The 19869-nt window shown below is 70.8% G+C and carries 10 protein-coding genes and 4 pseudogenes; 8 read left to right on the top strand and 6 right to left on the bottom strand.

Annotation, left to right across the window (positions count from 1 at the left end; all coding sequences use genetic code 11):
- Nucleotides 1-16 precede the first annotated feature (16 nt).
- Entirely contained in the window at nt 17-865 is an 849-nt protein-coding gene (locus ACIBBH_RS17265) for a class I SAM-dependent methyltransferase (protein WP_399405345.1), read from the bottom strand.
- A 146-nt stretch (nt 866-1011) separates the two neighbouring features.
- On the opposite strand from ACIBBH_RS17265, the gene ACIBBH_RS17270 reads away from it, so the two are divergent.
- Complete coding sequence (locus ACIBBH_RS17270) at nt 1012-1596, top strand: TetR/AcrR family transcriptional regulator (protein ID WP_399405347.1); 585 nt, start codon at nt 1012-1014, stop codon at nt 1594-1596.
- Between the two features lie 53 nt (nt 1597-1649).
- Here ACIBBH_RS17270 and ACIBBH_RS17275 read toward each other — a convergent pair.
- The 4 genes and pseudogenes from ACIBBH_RS17275 to ACIBBH_RS17290 all read right to left on the bottom strand — a co-directional run.
- Nucleotides 1650-2095: pseudogene (locus tag ACIBBH_RS17275) on the bottom strand (transposase); the annotation flags it as partial.
- Nucleotides 2096-2220: 125 nt separating this feature from the next.
- Nucleotides 2221-2958: a hypothetical protein gene (locus ACIBBH_RS17280; protein ID WP_399405349.1), complete on the bottom strand. Its 738-nt coding sequence runs from the start codon at nt 2956-2958 to the stop codon at nt 2221-2223.
- A 192-nt stretch (nt 2959-3150) separates the two neighbouring features.
- Nucleotides 3151-3294, bottom strand: a pseudogene (locus ACIBBH_RS17285) (IS5/IS1182 family transposase); the annotation flags it as partial.
- Nucleotides 3295-3297: 3 nt separating this feature from the next.
- On the bottom strand, nt 3298-6285 hold the full coding sequence (locus tag ACIBBH_RS17290) for an NACHT domain-containing protein (RefSeq protein WP_399405351.1): 2988 nt from the start codon (nt 6283-6285) through the stop codon (nt 3298-3300).
- A gap of 483 nt (nt 6286-6768) precedes the next feature.
- Here ACIBBH_RS17290 and ACIBBH_RS17295 point away from each other — a divergent pair, with 483 nt between their 5' ends.
- Together ACIBBH_RS17295 and ACIBBH_RS17300 are read left to right on the top strand one after the other, a co-directional pair.
- Nucleotides 6769-6909, top strand: coding sequence for a hypothetical protein (locus tag ACIBBH_RS17295; RefSeq protein ID WP_399405353.1), 141 nt, complete (start codon nt 6769-6771; stop codon nt 6907-6909).
- 23 nt (nt 6910-6932) lie between these two features.
- Nucleotides 6933-7358, top strand: a pseudogene (locus tag ACIBBH_RS17300) (transposase); the annotation flags it as partial.
- Nucleotides 7359-7583: 225 nt separating this feature from the next.
- Here the strand turns inward: ACIBBH_RS17300 and ACIBBH_RS17305 are convergent.
- The gene (locus ACIBBH_RS17305; RefSeq protein ID WP_399405355.1) at nt 7584-8549 is read right to left on the bottom strand and encodes an SDR family NAD(P)-dependent oxidoreductase; all 966 of its coding nucleotides are present in this window, start codon (nt 8547-8549) and stop codon (nt 7584-7586) included.
- Between the two features lie 149 nt (nt 8550-8698).
- Here ACIBBH_RS17305 and ACIBBH_RS17310 point away from each other — a divergent pair.
- From ACIBBH_RS17310 to ACIBBH_RS17330, 5 genes and pseudogenes are all read left to right on the top strand, one after another.
- Nucleotides 8699-8773 (top strand): annotated as a pseudogene (locus tag ACIBBH_RS17310) (ATPase); the annotation flags it as partial.
- A gap of 986 nt (nt 8774-9759) precedes the next feature.
- Nucleotides 9760-9999 carry an MbtH family protein gene (locus ACIBBH_RS17315; protein WP_399405357.1) on the top strand — a complete coding sequence of 80 codons (240 nt, stop codon included), beginning with the start codon at nt 9760-9762 and terminating at the stop codon, nt 9997-9999.
- Between the two features lie 23 nt (nt 10000-10022).
- Nucleotides 10023-10895: an aspartyl/asparaginyl beta-hydroxylase domain-containing protein gene (locus ACIBBH_RS17320; RefSeq protein ID WP_399405359.1), complete on the top strand. Its 873-nt coding sequence runs from the start codon at nt 10023-10025 to the stop codon at nt 10893-10895.
- 28 nt (nt 10896-10923) lie between these two features.
- Nucleotides 10924-11580: a 4'-phosphopantetheinyl transferase gene (locus ACIBBH_RS17325; protein ID WP_399405543.1), complete on the top strand. Its 657-nt coding sequence runs from the start codon at nt 10924-10926 to the stop codon at nt 11578-11580.
- A 68-nt stretch (nt 11581-11648) separates the two neighbouring features.
- A complete protein-coding gene (locus tag ACIBBH_RS17330; protein ID WP_399405361.1) occupies nt 11649-19868 on the top strand; it encodes an SDR family NAD(P)-dependent oxidoreductase in 8220 nt (2739 codons plus the stop codon).
- Nucleotide 19869 lies beyond the last annotated feature (1 nt).

The raw sequence follows: 19869 nt of genomic DNA on the forward strand, positions 1-19869 counted from the left end.
TGGTCGCGGTCCCCGCTCAGGCCGGGCGGTCCGCCGTGACCAGCCATGACGTGCTGCGCAGCCGGACGGTGCCGTCCGTTGCCTCGTGGGTGCGCAGATGGTCCTCCAGAGTCCGGCGGGCGCGGACCTGCGTCGCCGCGTCGACCTGCTCCATCAGGAAGCGGCCAGGGCCCGTGTGGAGTAGGAACTCCGCCGCGTCCTCGGCTCCGTGTCCCCACGTCCCGTACGCCTGCGCCTGGTTGATGGTGATGCCGGCGAATCCGGCCGTGGCGAGGACTTGGCGGACCCGGTCCGGGGCGGCCAGCGAGAACATGCCGGGCAGCCCCGGCCGCCCGAAGTCGCCGACCGGCAGGAGGTCACGCAGGGCCGCCATCGCCCCAACCCAGCCGTTGAGTGCTGCATCGGCCGGGCAGACGAACGCCAGACGCCCACCGGGCCGCAGCGCCCGGCCGATGTTGCTGAACGCCGCGACGGGGTCAGCGAAGAACATCACTCCGTAGCGGCTGAGCGCCACGTCGAACGCGCCCGTCTCGAAGGGGTACGCCTGGGCGTCCCCCTGCTCGAAGACGGCATTGGGGATGCCCTCTCGCCTCGCGCGGGTGCGCGCCTCGGCCAGCATCGGGCCGGACAGGTCGAGGCCCAGCGCACGCCCTCGGGGTGCCCTGAGCGCGGCGATCCGCGTGGTCTGCCCGGAACCGCAGCCGATGTCGAGGACCCGGTGGTCCCCGGCGATCCCGGCGGCGTCGATCAGCGGCTCGTTGAAACCTTCGTTCACGGCGTTCCAGCGGTCCTGGTTGTGGGCCCAGTGGATTCCTTCGGGGCCGTTCCACGCCTGTGCCTGCTCGGTGTTGACGACGTTCGGCACGGGTGCCTCCTGGTGTGGTGACGAAGAATGGGCGTGTGCCCAAACAGTATGGGCGGATGCTCAAACTGGCAATCCTCGTTAAGATCCAGCTGGTTACGGGGGGACGCGCCCACCAACAACGGCAGCAGTAATTACGGGAGAGGCCCATGTCACCGCGCGGAGTGGCGACGCCAGACGTACGCGAGCGGCTGTTCGCCGCTGCGGAGCGGGTCCTTGCGAACGACGGACCCGGCGCGCTGACGAGCCGGGCGATCACTACCGAAGCGGGCTGCGCCAAGGGGCTGCTGCACACGCACTTCGCCGGGCTCGACGAGTTCGTGGCCGAGCTCTGCCTCGACCGGTTCGCGCGTACAGCCGCGAAGGCACAGGCCCTCTCGGGGCTCGTCGGGCAGGGCTCGGTGGCGGCGAACCTCGACGCCGTCGTCCTCGCGCTGCTCGACTCCGGCGGCCCGGCCATCGCGGGCCTCGCCATGACCCGCCCCGCCGCCGCCCTGCGTATCCGCGAGGCTCTGGCAGCCGGGGCACCCGGCTTCACCGCAATTCAAGAGGCCATCACCGGCTACCTGGAAGCCGAGCACCGACTCGACCGGGTGCCGGACACCGTCGACCCGCCCGTCGCGGCCCTCGCCATCGTTGGGACAGCTCACCATCTCCTGATGACCAGTTGGCCGGGCACACCCGACCCACGGACCCAGCTGACCCGTCTCGTGGCCGCTCTGGTGGGAAGCTGAAGAGCTCCGTTCCTGTTCAGGCGACTTGACACACTCGCCTCACACCTAACAGGTCATCTCAATTGGTCAGTCAGCTTGTAGCAGATGAGGGTGCAGGTGACGCTGGTGAAGTCCAGGAAGTGGCTGGCTTTGCGTTCGTAGCGTCGGTGGAGGCGTCTCCGTCGAGCCAGGCCATGGTCCGTTCGATGCTCCAGCGGTGTCGGCCAAGCCGCTGGCTGGAGTCCGTTCCCTTGCGGGCGATCCCGGGTGTGATGCCGCGACCGCGTAACCATCGCCGCAGGTGGCTGTAGTCGTAGTCCTTGTCGCCGTGCAGTCTGCCCGGTCTGCGCCGCCGTCGGCCGCGGCGGGAGCGGATCGGCGGTATGCCTTGCACGAGCGGGATCAGGGCCTGACCGTCGTGGACGTTGGCACCCGAGACTCCGACGGACAGGGGCAGACCGGTGCGCTCAGTGATCAAGTGGATCTTCGATCCGTACTTGCCCCGGTCCACGGGATCCGGCCTGTCAGCGGGGTTGCGGCCGCCGACCCTGAAGGACGAGGGACTGCTCACCGCGTGGTCGGCCGCGGAGGTGTGCCCCGTCGAGCCGGTGGAGGACCGACAGCGGGGAAAGCATGCGGATCGCGTCATTGTGGTCCGGCTTCAGGGATGTGGAGTTCCGTGCACGCCGGCCCGTGCTGCGTCTTGGCTTCGCACGCGCCCGGCTCGGCCTCGTATGGGTTAACGGCCGAAACCGCGATCACCGACGTTCCGGCCGGAGGCGAAAGTGGGATGTCGATCTGCTGAGCGACCTTCCCCTGATCGTCAGGTCTGAGCACACTCCAGTAGAGGTCTTTGCCCCACTTCCCGGAGGAAAGATCCTGAGGGTTTACCGACACCTCGATGTGTGACCACTTCTGGACGCCGTCGGCGTGCACGCTGAAGCGCAGCCGCATGTTGGAGCGAGGTCCGTCGAGTCTGACGTCGGTGAAGGTCGGTCGGCCGTTTCCACCCGCGGCCTGGGCGGCACCGACCACGGCAATGCTCAGGGACGCCATGTAGAAAACAACGCCGAGGACGAGCACGCCCGTCTCCCACAGGATCCCGCGGCCCGTGGGGCGGATGAGCAGGGCGGCGATGCTGCAGACGATGGAGATGATGGCACAGAGCGAGGCCACGTAGATGGGCCACGACCTGTTGTTGAGGGCGACAAACACGAACTTGCTGTTGAGTCCCAAGGTCGTCATGATGCCGGCCACCGCCACCAGCGCACCGGCCAGGATCTTGGCCACATCGTCCAGGCGCTTTCCCAGCGTGGCCTGAATCTCTCCGATGGTCGGGGTCGGGGATTCCGTCGGTTTCGAAGGTTCGTTCGCCCCGCCCATTGCGCGCTTCCGATCGTTGAGTCCTGCGGGCCAGGACAACTGCTGGACGACGTCAGGTTCGCATACGACCCGGGGCCGGCCGGAGATTGCGATCGCGGGAAGCCGGGCAGTCGGCGGATGTTCCCCTGGTCGGTCCAGAGGGCGGCGCCCGGTCGGCTCTGGGGACTGTCCGGCAGGTCCTCACCGAAGCCACAGGGGCAGATTCGTCCGCCAGTACGCAGCCACCGGCAACACCCGGTCCTCCAGCGGCAGGCTCCACGGCCGGCCCTCGCCGGCCGGATCCGCGCCCTCGCGCCGTAGCGCGGCGATCAGCGTGCCGGACTGACGTGGGCTCAGCCCTCAGAAGTTTCCGGACGGACCAGTCCCCGAGGACGTGCCTGGCCGCTCGGAGAGTAGTCGCCGTATGCGTTCCCCCACCTCGGGCGGAACACTCTCGAGGCCGCGCAGCACCCGGGCGCGCACGGCGACCTCTTCACCGGGAGACAGGTCTGCTGCGCCGAGCAGCAGCTCCAATAGATCGTGCGCGAGCGAGGTGGCCGGCCCGCCCGGTGAGGTGAGGAACGTGGTGACGGCCGGTCCGAGCCATGTGAAGACCGGGTCCAGGGCGTGCCGTACGACGCTGTCGTTCGTGCCGCCGGAGACGTCCAGCTTGTGCCGGAGTTCGTCCCAGTACGTACGGGACCAGCCCGGGCCGTCGTTGCCCTGTGGGTACCGGTACAGCCAGTTCATGTCCACCGGGTCCGGCGCATCCAGGGCGCCGGCCCGCAGGGTGATCTCCAGTTCCCTGCCCTGCTCGGACCAGGTGCGCCGGGTGGAGAGGGACAGGGCGAAGTCGGTCCACTGCTCCTCGTCGAACGAGGAACGCCACAGCAGTGTGTGGCGGTGCCAGGCACTGGCATGGTCGTTCCAGGAGGGGAACAGTTCGCTTGCAGTCACACGGCCCTTCAGGAGCAGGATCACCAGCACCAGGTTGGCGCCGTAAATGCCGTGGCGGGCTGAGGTCCGCAGCAGTGGGGAGGTGGGGAAACGGGTGGGCCGATAGCCGCGGTGGGGTTCGTGCGTGCGCTGGCCGTGCTGCTCCAGTACGCAGATGAGGAGGCGCGCCAGCCGGTCGCGTTCGGCGGCGGGGATTCGGCGGATCATCGATCCGGCGAACCGCAGCATCTGCCGGGAGGACAGTGGCGCGTACGAAAGCAGCGTGTACGCAAGGTCGTCGTCGACACTGCTCTCGGCTACGGACAGGGACGGGCGGTGCGTCAGAAGGCTGGTGAGCACGTGCAGGGCGAGGCGTACGACAAGGTACTCGCCGAAGGTGGCGTGCAGGAACTCGTATGTGGCCAGCGCGCGCCCGTCCCGCATCGACTGCGCGCGCTGGATGAAGAAGAAGCGGCCCAGTGCCACTTCGGCGACGTCGAGCGGAGTGCGGAACCCGGAGGCCGCAGGGGAGGTCCGGCCCAGGAGTGCCGTGAGATCCTCGTCGAGTTCAGTGGCCGACACCCACTGGCGGCGGCGGTTGTGCACGGCGAATGCGACAAGGGAGAGCCGTTGCAGCTCCCGTTCGGCGCGGACGCGCGCTTCGTCTTCGGGTACGGCGGCGGGGGCGGGACCGGTCTTGTCGATCTCTCGGCGGGAGAAGGAGGTGAGCAGTTCCTCGTACAGCTCGGCCTCGTCGAGGGGGCTGTCGCTGTCGCGGCGCAGAGCGTTGTCGGTGGCGTCGTACAGCGCCAGCATCGTCAGCAGCAGCGGTTGCGCGGCGAGCGCCTGGTGGCGCTCGACGGCCTCCCAGGTCAGCGGTCGCAGCCCGCGGGCGGCGAAGCAGTCGGCATTGGCCTCGTTCCACAGGGTGAGCCAGCGGCGGATCTGCTCGGGACGGAACGGCTCCAAACGCAGGGCGACGAGGCCCGCTGGGTAGCGGGCCCGGTCGGCGACGGCGATGCGGCTGGTGACGAGGGCGCGGATGGGACGGCCCTGTTCCGCCTCGCGTTGCTGGAAACGGGCGACTCGAGTGAGGAAATCACTGTGGTGGACCCCGGTGGTCTGCAACAGTTCGTCGAACCCGTCGAGGAGCAGGACGGGTACGGCACCGCCGGCCGAGCGGACCAGCTCCGGCCAGGACGCCTGCTCCCCGGTCGCGGTACGCACCGCCTGCTCGATCTGGTCCTGAAGGTCGTCCTCGGCGCGCACGTCCCGCAACGGCACGCGGACGGGGAGGAAACCGGCGGAAGGCAGGCGGGCGGCAAGGACCCGCGTCAGGACGGACTTTCCCGCACCCGGCTGTCCGAGCACGAGGAGGGGGGCGTCGGCCGGTCCGGCGGACGTCAACGCTCCGGCGAGGTAGCCGGTGAGGTCCCGGCGTACCGGGGCCTCCTCCCACCAGGACTCGGTGGCCGGCCCGCTGGGACCGGCCACCTCACGCACCCGGAAGTCCGGGTCTAGATACATCTCCCGCAGCGTCGGTACGCGGATGCCTTCCGGGCCGGACGAGGCGTCCAGGACGGGGCGGGTTAGGACGGTTTCGGATGTGCGGGCAAGAGCCGCGGCGACATCCACGGGGGGACGCACTGTGCGGGCCAGGTCAGCAAGCAGCTCGGTGACTCCCCCGAGGGAGCGGCGCACCTCGGTCCGGGTCGCCCGGTGCTCGATCTGAGTCGTCCAGAACCCGAACTCCGGGGCCTCGTGGACGAGCTGGGCATACAGGGACTCGTACTGCCGGACCGCCTCGCGGGGCAGGGCGGTGCGGATCACCCGCCGGGCCTCGCCGCGGGCAGTCTGCGTCTGCGCGCTCCAGACGCGGAGTCCCTCCGTGAAGTCCAAAAACCTCGTTGACAGGCCTTCGTACCAGCGTTGCAGCTCGTCCGTGACCGCCTCGAAAGGCCGGTGGGGCGCTGGGCTCGGGGCGTCGACAGCGGCGAGTGAACGGGCAAACGCGGCGCCGCGCTCGACCACTTGCGGTGCGCCCGCGAGGGCGAGCTGTTCGCGGCGGGTCAGCTCCAGGTCCTCCATGCGGACAGGCAGATGCTGTTCTTCCAGAGCCTGGAACCAAGCGAGGACGACGATCACAGTGTGAGCGGCGTGCAGCAGGTCGGTGCGCTCGGCGCGGCCGTCCGCGCGGCCCAGGCGCCGCCTGATGCCCCGCACGGCGCCACGACCGAGCGTCAGCACACTGCCTCGGGCGTCGGCGATCCGCACGAGCCCGTCACTGACCCCACCCGTCGCGATGTTCAGCGCCCCGCCGAGCGCCCGGTCCAACGCGGCGACGGCGGGCGGGTCGCTGCCCAGCAGCGCTAACGCGTCCGAAAACGACAGCAGCCTGCGTACCCCCACCACGCCCCCACAGTCCGTGCGTCGGTTGCGGCGATCTCCCGACGCACTCTGGCACAGAGGCGCGACGCGGGGGTGGTGTTCGCAAAGGACGACGCCGAGGGCGTGGGCCTGGAGGAGGGCCAGCCGGGATCGGGCGCGTGAGCTGGCAGGCGTGGGAGGCGTTCGCGATCCTGGCCGCCCGGGACGGTCTGGGCCCGCCCTCCCGGCCGGGCGTGGCGCTCCGGGTTCTGGGCTCACCAGCGGCCCGGAAGCACGCGAGGGGCCCGAGGCCGACCGGTAGCGCCTCCGATGGATCGGTGCGACGCTCCAGGGGGCTGCTGGACGGTGATGTTGGTGACCACGAGGAGTTGGTCGCCGGTTCAGGCCATCACGACCTGGGCAGGCTGTTACGCCAGCGGCAGGGACGTGCGGCGGAGCGTCCGCCTGCTTGATCGACTCCCAGAGTGTCGACGTCCACCAGCGTCCCTGCCTCCGGGCAGGGCATCGATGCCGGCAAAGCAGATCGTGGGCCGTAAGCGGAGCATCGCGGAAACGGTCGGCCTGCTGCTGGCGGTGCTGGTCACCGCGGCGACATCGACCTGCACGCGGCCCTCAGCACCCGTGGCGAGCATGGCGAGCACCGAATGATCCGGGCCCGTGTCCTCGAATGGCTGGTGTCGGTCGACTCGACCATCGTCCGCGCCCACCAGCGGTTCGTGGCGGATGTGTTGGCCTCGGTTCGACGGAAGGACCAGCGGGCCAAGGGCAACTGCTATCTGCGGGGACTGATGCTGGACGGCCGCCGCAAGTCCGTTCAGGCCATGGCCTCGCAATCAACGGACGGCAGCGAGCAGAACCTGCAGCAGTTCGTGAACCAGTCCCCGTGGTGTCCGGTGCCGGAGCAGTGGCGGGTCATCGAGCGCATGCTGCCGTTGATCGATCCGACGGCCTGGGTGATCGGTCATGTGTCGGTGCCCATGGACGGCGGGATGTCGGTCGGGGTGGCGCCGCGATATTGCGGGGTACTGGGCAAACGGGCCAACTGCCAGGTCGCGGTCAGCGTGAACAACCCGACCGACACCGCCTCCCGCCCGCTGTAATGGCGCCTGTTCCTGCCCGGGCGCACCGTCTCTCGCCGCCTGCGGCATGGAAGGAGATGCAGCAGGCGGCGAGGAAAGCCGTGAGTGAACGCGGCTGCGCCTCTCCGCGTCGAAGGTGTGGAGCGGGATCAGCGCCGGGTGCTGAAGGGCAAGGACCGGCCCAGGCGCTCAAGGAGCCGGCGGGCGCGGTTCTTCCCGGCGTGCGGGCTGTGCCGCAGAGTTCTAAGCGGCGGTGAACGCGTTGACGCCCGTCAGTTCTGCTGACAGTTCCCACAGCCGAGCCGCCTGTTCCGGGTCGGTCGCCCAGTCTTTGACGCCAACGCGCTCGTCGCCCTCTGGCGCGGGCTCAGCGATGTCGCAGTCTTCCAGGTAGACGCCACCGAGCCCGTCCAGCTGGGGCGAGGTCGCCGCCCATACTTGGGTGGCCGCACCTTGCGGCGGGGTCTTGAAACCCTCTGGGTTCAGCGCGTTGCCGTTCTCGTCGATCCAGCCGCGCTCGATCATCTCCTCCTTGGGCAGGTGCCGTTGGAGCGGGGTGATGATGCCGCCGGGGTGCAGGGCGAAGGCGCGGACGCCGGTGTCGCGGCCGAGCTTGTCGAGCTGGACGGCGAACAGGACGTTGGCGGTCTTGGCTTGTCCGTAGGCCCCCCACTTGTCGTAGCTGTGCTGCCAGTGGATGTCGTCCCAGCGGATGCCGGAGAAGTGGTGGCCGCGGGAGGAGACGGAGACGACTCGGGCACCGCCCGCGGCGATCGCGGGCCACAGGCGGTTGACCAGGGCGAAGTGACCAAGGTGGTTGGTGGCAAACTGGGCTTCCCAGCCGGGCCCTACCCGGGTCTCAGGGCACGCCATGATCCCGGCGCTGTCGATCATGATGTCGATATTCCGTCCGGAGGCGAGGAACCGCTCGGAGAAGCCGCGCACGCTCTCCAGGTCGCCGAGATCCAGCTCGTCCAGTTCGACGCTGGGAATATCGGCCAGCGCCTGCTCGGCGGCGACGAGGCGGCGGGCGGGCACGACCACGTGGGCACCGGCCTTGACGAGCGAGCGAGTGGTCTCCAAGCCGATGCCCGAGTAACCGCCGGTGACGAGGGCGAGCTTTCCGGTCAGGTCGATGCCCTGTAGGACGTCGTCGGCGGTGCTGGTGGCGCCGAAACCGGATCCGATCTTGTGCTGTGCAGTGCTCATGTCCGGAACGCTACAAATTCGAGTGCTCTCGAAGTCAAGCTGATCACTGGCGTGTGCGGGCAAGGAAAGGCCGGCTCGGACGGGGTGTCGGCCAACTCATCAAGGTCGACGTTCTGCCCGTAGAAGAGCGCGAGGAGAGGAACAGCGTGGCCATCGTCGACCGGCTCACCTTCAACGGCACCATCATCGAAACCGGTACCGGGTCCTACCGCCTCGCTCAGACCGGCAAAACAGCAGGAGGCGAAGAAGCAGCATCCGCACACCGGTCAGGTGCTGGGCGCCATCGGCTGCTGACCTCCGGCTTGGCTGTCCAGGTATGCGATCAGCGAAGGCTCTCTGCGAAGCAACCGTTCCCGTTGGTCCTCGGGAAGCGATGCCAGGTCATCGACAAGAACGCGCGTCCGGGGCACATGAACCATCGCTCCGGAGCAGATCCGGCAGCCGGAACACCACGACAAGCCGACGCATCGCTCGAACATCGACGACTCGGGCGGATGGAAGCGGAACTGGTAAGAGCGGACGACCGTCCCGCAAGCAGCGCACATTCGTCGATCCCCGTCCTGGACCGTGTCCCAGGTCGAGACCTTGACCCAGCGCTGCCTCCCGGCCGGTGCTCTTCAAGTTGTCATGCGCAGCATTCTCCCTCATGACCACCCCGCGGGGGCACCGCCCCGTCCTCGGATCGGAGGAAGCGACTACCCCGGACCGGGGCACGCGTCGGACCGGACTCCGGGGCCAACTCAGGTCGGAACAATCGCTGCAGCGGCCCCAAGCCGGGCCGACCCCCACGGGACGTGATCAGCCACGACCAAGATCCACTTCCGCAAAAGACCCCCCGGCCGGTAAATCCAACCATGCAATCACCGTGAGGAGTTGACGATCGCGATCGGGCCAATCTAGGCTCCATCTCAGTTCGAAAGCGGAGACAAGACGGGGGAAGCGCTGCTCCGCGGCGACTGAGGGGACTAGGGGGATTTCACGGTTCATTTTCGAGTGCCGTAGGCCGGAGCATGCGCTTTCTGTTGCGTAGGCAGCTTTGTCGTGCTCAGCCGTGGGACGTTCTCCGTCCGGCCTCTCCGTGTTCATCTTCCTTCTGACTACTTGATCACTTGACCACTGATTCTCTGCGTCGGCGATCCCGGTGGCGATTCTGGACGTGCCTCAACGGGACCGCAGCGATGGCTCACTCGTGCCCTAGCGAGGTGTTTGTGTGTCCAGTTCCTTCGAAGAGACCGATGGCGTCTACCGAGTGCTGCGCAACGACCAAGAGCAGTACTCGCTGTGGCCGGCCTCGGTGGACGTGCCCGCGGGATGGCAGATCGCACTGAACGACGCAAGCCGTCAGGACTGCCTCGCCTTCATCGAGGTGAACTGGACCGACATGCGGCCGAGTAGTCTCCGCTCGGCCATGACGTCCACCGCGCACCCCCATTCCGCGACCGAAAGCTGAACCCGACACCAGGAGGACGACGCGTGCGCTCGCACATACTCGGCCGCATTGCACTCGATCAGGAACGCTTAAGGAAGGATCTCGACTATCTCGCCGCGGTGCCCACCGTGGAAGAGGAGTACGACGAGTTCAGCAACGGGTTCTGGAAGAACATCCCGCTGTACAACGCCAGCGGCGGCAGCGAGGACAGGCTGTACCGCGACCTTCAGGGCACACCCGCGCAGCCCACCGAGCATGTCCAGCAGGTTCCCTACCTCAATGAGATCATCACGACGGTCTACAACGTCGAGCGACTCCAGATGGCGCGCACGAGGAACCTGAAGAACGCCATCGTCATCCCGCACCGCGACTTCGTCGAACTCGACCGCGAGCTCGACCAGTACTTCCGCACCTTCATGGTCCTGGAGGACAGCCCGCTGGCCTTCCACTCGGACGACGACACCGTCATCCACATGCGGCCCGGTGAGATCTGGTTCCTCGACGCCGCCGCCGTCCACTCGGCCGTCAACTTCGCCGAGTTCAGCAGGCAGTCGCTCTGCGTCGACCTGGCCTTCGACGGCGTCTTCGACGAGAAGGAAGCCTTCGCGGACACCTCCGTCTTCGCCCCGGGGCTCATTCCCGACTCTCCCCAGCGCAAGCCGTTCACCAAGGAACGCGAGGCGGGCATTCTCACCCTGTCCGGCGTGATCGGACGCGAGAACTTCCGGGACATCCTCTTCCTGCTGTCCAAGGTCCACTACACCTACGACGTCCATCCGAGCGAGACCTTCGAATGGCTCGTGGCCGTCTCCAAGGGGGCCGGTGACGACAAGATGGTGGAAAAGGCCGAGCGCGTCAGGGAGTTCGCCATCGGCGCCAGGGAACTCGGCGAGCGCTTCTCGTTGACCAGCTGGTAACCCGCCGGAGAACGGGGCCGTGGGAACGATGATCGAGGAGATACTCCCCGTCGACGTGATGTCCGCGGAGGCGTTCGGCGACGATGGAGACGTCCACCTCTTCCCCGAGGAACGCGCCGCCATCGCCAACGCCGTCCCCCGGCGCCGGCGGGAGTTCTCGACGGTGCGCCAGTGTGCACGGAAAGCGCTCGGAGAACTGGGAATTCCCCCGGTTCCCCTGCTGCCCGGACGGCAAAGGGCCCCGCAGTGGCCGGCCGGAGTGGTCGGCAGCATGACGCACTGCTCCGGATACCGCGCCGCCGCGGTGGCCCGGGCCAGCCGGCTGCATTCCGTGGGCATCGACGCCGAGGAAAGCGTTCCGCTTCCCGAAGGCCTGCTCGACCTGGTGGGCCTGCCGGCCGAACGGGACATGGTGGAACGGCTCGGCGCCCACGACGACGCGGTGCCGTGGGACCGATTGCTGTTCAGTTGCAAGGAGGCGGTCTACAAGGTCTGGTTTCCGCTCACCCAGCGTCTGCTGGGATTCGACGGGGCCCGGATCGACATCGATTCCAGCGGGTTCTTCTCCGCGCGGTTCCTGGTGCCCCCGCCCCTGGCGGCCGGGAGTCCGGTTCCCCGGCTGACGGGGCGCTGGATGCACCGCGACGGGCTCATTGTGACAGCCATCGCCCTGCCCTGTCCGTAAACGAATCCCCGAGTGCGCCGACAGCGCGTCCGGGGGCCCTGGTGCGCCTTTTCTGGGACGGAAAACCGATGACCGAACTGCCCACGTTCACCGAGACCTTCACCGTCACCGCCGACAATCCCTTGTTGCGCGGGCACGTCGTGTACGGTCGCAGCCTGCTGCCGGGTGTCGGCTACGTGGACCTGGTGCTCCAGGTGCTCGCCCGGCACGGACAGCCGATGCCCGAGGTGGAGCTGCGCAACCTCACGATCCTCGCGCCGCTCGTCGCCGGACCCGGCGAGAGCGTCCTGACCACCGTCGAGGGGCGCCCCGCGGCAGGTGGCGGATGGCGGATCGAGGTGCGCAGCCGACGCGACCAGGACGCCACCGGCGTCCTGCACGCCGTCGTCACCGCCCGGCACCGCGGCCCCTCCGCCTTCACCGAGCGGCTCCCGTTGCCCGTCGAGGGGGTGACCGGGCGCACCACCATGGACGAGATATACACCTGGTGCCGGGAGTACGACCTCTTCCACTCGGGCCTGATGAAGATCGGCGGAGCGGTGCACCACCGTCCCGGGGACTGGGTCGCCGAACTGGAACTGGCGCCCGAACACCACTCGTCCACCGGGGCGTTCCTCTTCCACCCCGCTCTCTTCGAAGCCGGCCTGCTCGGCGGCGGTGTCGCCCTGGGCATGCTGCACGGGGACAACGACGGTCCCGGCCTCTACCTTCCGGTGATGTTCGACCGGTTCCGCGCCGCCGGACCGCTCGGCCGGCGCTGCTACGTACGGGTCCCCGCCGACTCCGTGCGCCGCGACGACGAACTCATCCGCCTGGTCGTCGAGTTCTACGACACCGACGGGCAGAAGGTCGCCGAGGTCGGGCAGTTCGTAGCCAAGCGCATCCGGGCGGCCGGCGCGCTCGACGTCCGCGGTGACGCTGCCGCCGCGACGCTCCCCGCGCCGACTCCCGCTGCCGTCCCGGAGGCCCGGCCGGTCATGTCCGTGCTGCGGGAGTTGGTGGGGGCCCGGCTGGGTGTGTCCGCCGACTCGGTGGACACGGGGCTGGGTTACTACGAGCTGGGGTTGGGTTCGGCCGATCTGCTGTCGTTGGTGGCGGAGCTGGAGGGGCGGCTGTCGGTGGAGTTGTCGCCGACGGTGATGTTCGAGCACCGGACGATCGCGGAACTCGCTGCCTGGCTGGAACCCCAGCTGCCTGCGGGAGCCGCTCCGGCTGCCCCTGCTCCGGCCACCGAGGTACCGAAGCCGACCACGGAATCCCCGGCCGCGCTCGTCCCCGCCACCCTGTCCGCCGTACGCACTGACTTCACCGACGAGGTGGCGGCCCTCCTCGGCGTTGATCCCGCCGACCTCGACCCCGATGCCGAGCTGAGCGAATTCGGGCTGGACCTGGGTGGCCGTGCGCGGCTCGCCGAGCGGGTGAACGAGCGGTACGGACTGGCCCTGACCCCGGGCGTCTTCGGCGAGCACCGCACCCTGCGGGCCATGGCGTCCCACCTGATCCACGCCCACGGCGTCGGGACCACGCCGCCCGCCGTACCCGCCGTGCAGGGCCACCCCCTGCTCCAGCGGGCGGTGCCCGGCGACTCGGCCGACGAGGTGACGTACGAGACACGCTTCGCCGGCACGGAGCCGTACCTCCGGGACCACCAGGTGCGCGGCGGCCGGGTGCTGCCCGGTGTCGCGCACCTGGAGATGGCGCGCGTGGCCGTCGCCCGGGCGCTGGGCCGCTTGGACACCGCCGCCGTCCGGCTGACCGACGTGGTGTGGCTCCGGGCCGCCGTGCACGGCCCGGACGGGCTGACCCTGCGGGTGCGTGTGCGCACCGGCGGCGCGGGCTGCACGTACGAGATCCTCACCGTCCGCCCCGACGGTGCCACCACTCTGTGCGGCCAGGGCCGGGCGAGCCTCGCCGAGGACACCCCCCGGCGCGCCCTGCCCCTGGCCGAACTGCGGGCCGCGTGCACCGAGGCGGTACACCCGGGGGAGCACGTCTACAGCCTCTACGGCGCCCTCGGCCTGGAGTACGGCCCCTCGCAGCGGTCCCTCGCCGAGCTGCGCACCGGCACGGACGCGGAGGGCCGCCGCCAGGTCCTGGCCGAGCTGCGCCTGCCGGACGCGGCCGAACCGCTGCCCGGCGGTCTGCTGCACCCGAGCATCCTCGACGGCGCCCTGCAGGCCACCCTCGGCCTGTGGCTCGGCGACGACGGTCCGGCGGCGCTCGCCCTGCCGTTCGCCCTCGCCCGCGCCGAGGCCCTGGCCGCCTCCCCGGCCCGTGCGTACGCCTGGATCCGCCACCGGCCCGGCACCGGCACCGACCCGGCGTCGGCGCGCCTCGACGTCACGGTCGTCGACGAAGAGGGCCGCGTATGCGCGGAGTTGACGGGGCTGTCCAGCCGGGCACTGCCCGCCGCCGGGACGCCTTCCGCCGAGAAGCCGGCCGAGCCCGAGTTGGAGCCTGTCCGCCCCGGCGACATCGCGATCATCGGCGTCAGCGGTCGCTACCCCGAGGCCGCCGACCTTGACGAGTTCTGGAAGAACCTGCGCTCCGGCCGCGACTGCGTCCGCGAGGTCCCCGCCGACCGCTGGAACCACAGCCGGTACGCCGAGGCCGGAGCCGGCGGCTGGGGTGGCTTCCTGGACGACATCGACCGGTTCGACCCGCTGTTCTTCCAAATCTCGCTGCTGGAGGCCGATCACCTCGACCCGCAGGAGCGGCTGTTCCTGCAGTGCGCCCACCACACCCTGGAGGACGCCGGATACACCGGCGACCGGCTGTCGCACGGCGGCGCGAAGGTCGGCGTGTTCGTCGGCGTGATGTACCAGGAGTACCAGCTGTTCGGCGCCCAGGCGCAGGAGCGCGGCGAGCCCGCCGCCCTGTGGGGCAGCGCCTCCACCGTCGCCAACCGGGTGTCGTACTTCTACGACTTCCACGGGCCGAGCATGGCCGTGGACACCATGTGCTCGTCCTCCCTGACCGCCATCCACCTGGCCTGCGAGGCCATCCGCGGCGGAAGTTGCGACACCGCCCTCGCGGGGGGCGTCAACCTCACCCCCCACCCCAACAAGCACCTCGTGCTGGGGCAGCGCAAGTTCCTCTCCAGCGACGGCCGCTGCCGCAGCTTCGGCGAGGGCGGCGACGGCTACGTGCCCGGCGAGGGCGTCGGCGCCGTGCTCCTCAAGCCGCTGGAGCGGGCCGTGGCCGACGGCGACCGGATTCTCGGCGTCATCAAGGGCACCGCGGTCAACCACGGCGGTCGTACCTCCGGTTACTCGGTGCCCACCCCGGTCGCCCAGGGCGAGGTCATCGCCGACGCGCTCGCCTCCGCCGGCGTCGACCCGCGCACCCTGAGCTACCTGGAGGCCCACGGCACGGGCACGTCGCTCGGCGACCCGATCGAAGTGAGCGGCCTGGAGCGGGCGTTCCGCCGCGCGGGCGGCGCACCCGAGCACCTCGCCATCGGCTCCGTGAAGTCCAACATCGGGCACCTGGAGTCCGCCGCCGGCATCGCCGGCATCACCAAGGTGCTGCTCCAGCTGCGCCACGGCGAACTCGTGCCGAGCCTGCACTCGGCGACGCTCAACCCGCACATCGACTTCGACCGCACGCCGCTGCGCGTCCAGCGGACCCTGGAGCCGTGGCGGCGCCCGGTGCTGGAGGGCCGCACCCTGCCCCGGGTCGCCGGGGTGTCCAGCTTCGGCGGCGGCGGCTCCAACGCCCACGTCGTCATCGCCGAATACCAGCCGGCGCCCCACCCGGCGGACGGACGTCCAGCGCTGCTCCCGGCCGACGGCCGTCCCGTGCTGCTCGTCCTCTCCGCCAAGAGCGAGGCCCAGCTCACCGAACAGGCCCGCAGGCTGCACAACCGGCTCGGGCAGTGCACCGACGCGGATCTGCCCGCGATCGCCTGGACCCTGCAGACCGGACGCATGGCGCTGGAGGAGCGCCTCGCCTTCGCCGCGACCACCCTGACCGACGCCCGGACCCGGCTCGCCGCGTTCGCAGCCGACCCCGGCACGGCCGGCGACTGGCACCGGGGCACCGTCCGCCCGGACCGGCGTGCGGACGTCCCGGCCGTGCGAGCCGCCCTGGACGCCTGGACGGGACTGGGGGCACACCAGGACCTGCTCGGCCAGTGGGCCGACGGAGCCGAGGTGCGCTGGGAGGACGCGTGGCCCGCCGGTGTGCCGGTACGGCGCATCGGGCTGCCCGGCTATCCGTTCGCCCGCGAGCGCTGCTGGTTCGACCTCGACACCGAGGGCGCGCCGCGCCGGCCCGCGCCGGCGGGCTCCCCGGCCGGGGGCGGCGCCGACGTGGTGCTGCTGCGGCCCGAATGGGCGGAGCGGCCGGAGCCGACCGGAGCGGCGGACGCCTTCACCGAACGGCACGTCGTCGTGTTCGGCCTCGCCGCCGACGCGCGCGACGCCCTGCGGGCCGCGCTGCCCGCAGGCACCGAGTGCGCCTTCCTCGACCTGGCGGACGGCCCGCTGGAGCGCCAGTACACCGAAGCCGTACGGCAGTTGTTCACGCTGACCCGGCGGCTGCTGGAGCGGGGCGTGCGCCGGCCCACGCTGCTCCAGGTGGCGGCCGTGGGTGACGGCGACCGGCCGGCCTGCTTCACCGGCCTGTCCGCGCTGCTGCGCACGGCCCGCCTGGAGAACCCCCGGCTGCACACCCAGTACCTGGAATGCCTGGACGGGGCGTCGGCCGCGACCGTCGCCGCCCGCCTCAGGGCCGAGGCCATCGCCGAGCCGGAGCCCGAGGTCCGGCACCACGAGGGCCGCCGCCTGGTCCGCCGCTTTGCCGAGACCGGCGACTCCCGGCCCGCCGCCACGCCCTGGCGCGAGGACGGCGTCTACCTCGTCACCGGTGGCATGGGCGGGCTCGGCCTGCTCGTCGCCCGGGACATCGCCGCCTCCGTCGCGCACGCCACGCTGGTCCTCACCGGGCGGACCCCGCTGACCGACGACCGGCGCGCCGCGCTGAGGGACCTGCGCACCACCGGCCTGACCGTCACCTACGAGCCCGTCGACGTCACCGACCGGGACGCGCTCGCCGCCCTGGTGGACAGGGTGACCGTCGACCACGGTCCACTGACCGGTGTGCTGCACGCCGCCGGGGTCATCGAGGACGGGTTCGTCGTCCGCAAGAGCCCCGAAGAGCTGGACCGGGTCCTCGCTCCCAAGGTCGCCGGACTCGTCCACCTGGACGAGGCGACCCGGAAGCAGCCGCTGGAGCTGTTCGTGTGCTTCTCGTCCCTCGCCGGCGCCTTCGGCAACCCCGGTCAGTGCGACTACGCCGCCGGCAACGCCTTCATGGACGCCTACGCCGGACACCGCGACCGGCTCGTCCGCGCCGGGCGGCGCAGCGGCCGTACCGTGTCCGTCAACTGGCCGCTGTGGGACGAGGGCGGCATGGGCGCCGAAGGGCCGGTCCGCGAGCAGTTGCGCGCGCTGGGCCTCGCGCCTCTCGACACGCCGCGCGGTATGGCCGCCCTGTACCAGGCGCTGGCCGCCGCACCGGGTGACGAGCGGGGGGAGAGGCTGCTGGTGGTGGCGGGCGACCGCGATGCCCTGCTGGCCCGGCTGACGGAGCCCGCGGGCGACCGCACATCGCGGGACACGGCGGCCGTCGAGCCGGAAACGCCCACGGCTCCCGCTCCCGTGACCATGGGCGACGGCGGAACCGTACGGGCCGTCGAGGACCGTGCCGTGAGCCACCTCCGGCGCGTGCTGGCGTCCGCCCTCAAGCTCGGTCCCGAGCGCCTCGACCCCGACACCCCGCTGGAGCGGTACGGCATGGACTCCGTGCTCGCCGTGAACATGGTCCAGCCGCTGGAGGACACGTTCGGCCCGCTGTCGCGCACGCTGCTGTTCGAGGCGCAGACGGTGCGCGGACTGGCCCGGTACCTCGCGACCGAGCACGAGCAGGCCCTGCGCGGACTCGTCGGCGAGCCCGCGCCCGAGGCCGCCCGGGCGGAGTCGGCCGGACCCGATACGGTCCAGCCGGAAGCCTCCGTGGCCGCCGCAGCCGTACCCGAGGCTTTCCGTCCGGAAGCAGCCGCACCCGAAGCCGTACAGCGGAACGCGGCCACCACCGTCCCGCTTCCGCCCTCGCACACCCGGGACATCGCCGTCATCGGCATCGGCGGCCGCTACCCGCACGCCGACGACCTGGACGCCTTCTGGACCGCGTTGCGCGAGGGCCGGGACTGCGTCACCGAGGTCCCGGCCGACCGCTGGAAGCCCACGGCAAGCGCCCGCTACGGCGCCTTCCTCGACGGCATCGACCGGTTCGACCCGCTGCACTTCGGCATCTCGCCCCGCGAGGCCGCCGCCATGGACCCGCAGCAGCGGCTGTTCCTGGAGACCGTGTGGCACCTGCTGGAACAGGGCGGCGTCACCCAGGAGGTGATCGAGCGCCGTTACGGCCGACGCGTCGGCGTGTACGTCGGCGCCGCCTACCAGATGTACCGGGCGGACGCCTCCGAGCCCGCGCTCGCGGCACTCACCTCGGCCGCCTCCTACAACCTGATCGCCAACCGCGTCTCGCACTTCTTCGGCCTCGAGGGGCCGAGCCTCGCCGTGGACAGCATGTGCACCTCCTCGGCGATGGCCGTCCACCTCGCCTGCGCCGACCTGCTGCGCGGCGAGTGCGAACTGGCCGTCGCGGGCGGGGTCAACCTGACCGTGCACGAGGACAAGTACGTCGCGCTGTCCGAGATGCAGCTGCTCGGCACTCACCCGGGCAGCCGCAGTTTCCGCGACGGGGACGGCTACCTGCCCGCGGAGGCGGTCGGCGCCGTCCTGCTCAAGCCGCTGGACGCGGCGCTGCGTGACGGCGACACCGTGCTCGCCGTCATCAAGAGCACGTCCTCGCTGCACGGCGGCCGTTCCAACGGGTTCATGACGCCCAGCCACCGCACACAGGTGGCGGCGATGCGCCGGGCACTGGAGCGGGCCGGTGCCGAACCCGGTTCCATCGGCTACGTCGAGTCCGCCGCCAACGGAACCGCCTTCTCCGACGAGGTCGAACTGCGCGCCCTGCGCGAGGTGTTCGCCGGCGTCGCGGACCCGGTGCCCGTCGGCGCCGTCAAGTCGAACCTCGGGCACCCGGAGGCCGCCTCCGGCATCGCCCAGCTCACCAAGGTCGTCCTCCAGCTCGAGCACGGCCAGATCGCACCGCTCGTCGCCGTCGGCGACGCCAACCCCCGCCTGGACCTGGAAGGTTCGCCACTCGAGCTGTGCGACCGGCTCACCGACTGGACAGCGGACGGCGGCACGGACACCGGCGGCCCGTCGCGGCCCCGCCGGGCCCTCATCAACTGCGTCGCGGCGGGCGGCAGCCACGTCAGCATGGTCGTCGAGGCACCGCCGGCCGCCGCCGGGGCCCGGCCCGTCACGCCGGACAGCGCACCGCAGGTGGTCGTCGTCTCCGCCCGGACCGAGGAACGCCTGGAGACGGCGGTACGGCGGCTGCACGACCACCTGGCGGCCCTGCCCGACGCGGACGGGTCCGTGAGCCTGGCCGACCTCGCCTACACCACGCAGCTGGGTCGGGAACCGCTGCCCGAGCGGCTCGCCGTGGTCGCCACCGACCGTGCCGCACTGACGCGGGCGCTCGCCGGGCACCTGGCGGGCGGTCCCGTGGCCGTACCCCTGTACCGGGGCAGCGCCGACGAGGACCCGGGCCCGCTGATCTCCGTCCTGTCCGGCACCCGCGGCGAGGCATTCCTCGCCGGGCTCGCCGAGGACCGCGCCCTGGAGGAACTGGCCGCGCTGTGGGTGCGCGGGGTCCGGGTGCCCTGGCACGCGCTGCACGCCGGGCGGCGCCGGATGGTGCCCCTGCCCCCCACCGCGTTCGAGGCGGGCAGCTACTGGGTCGGACGCGCCCCGCAGGCCGCGGTACCGCGGACGACGGCACCGGAGGCCGTGCCGCCCTCCGACGAGGTCACCGACGCCGAGCAGACCATGGCGCGGGCCTGGGCCGACGTCCTCCAGGTCGAGGCGGCCACGCTGACCGCGCGCACCGACTTCTTCTCGCTCGGCGGCAACTCGCTGCTGGCCACCCGGCTCATCAACCTGCTCAAGGAGCGGGCGGGCGTCGAGCTGCCGGTGGAAGCGGTCTTCAGCGCACCGCGCCTCGCCGACATGGCACGGGAACTGGGCGCACGTCTCCCCCTGGCCGGGGACGCGGACACGCGCGAGCTGGACCTGATCCTCCAGAGCATCGCCCTCGTCGAGCACATGAGCGACGCGGAGCTGGACGCGCTGGGCACCGAGAGCTGAG

Source organism: Streptomyces sp. NPDC051636, from assembly GCF_044453765.1.
Taxonomy (GTDB): Bacteria; Actinomycetota; Actinomycetes; order Streptomycetales; family Streptomycetaceae; genus Streptomyces.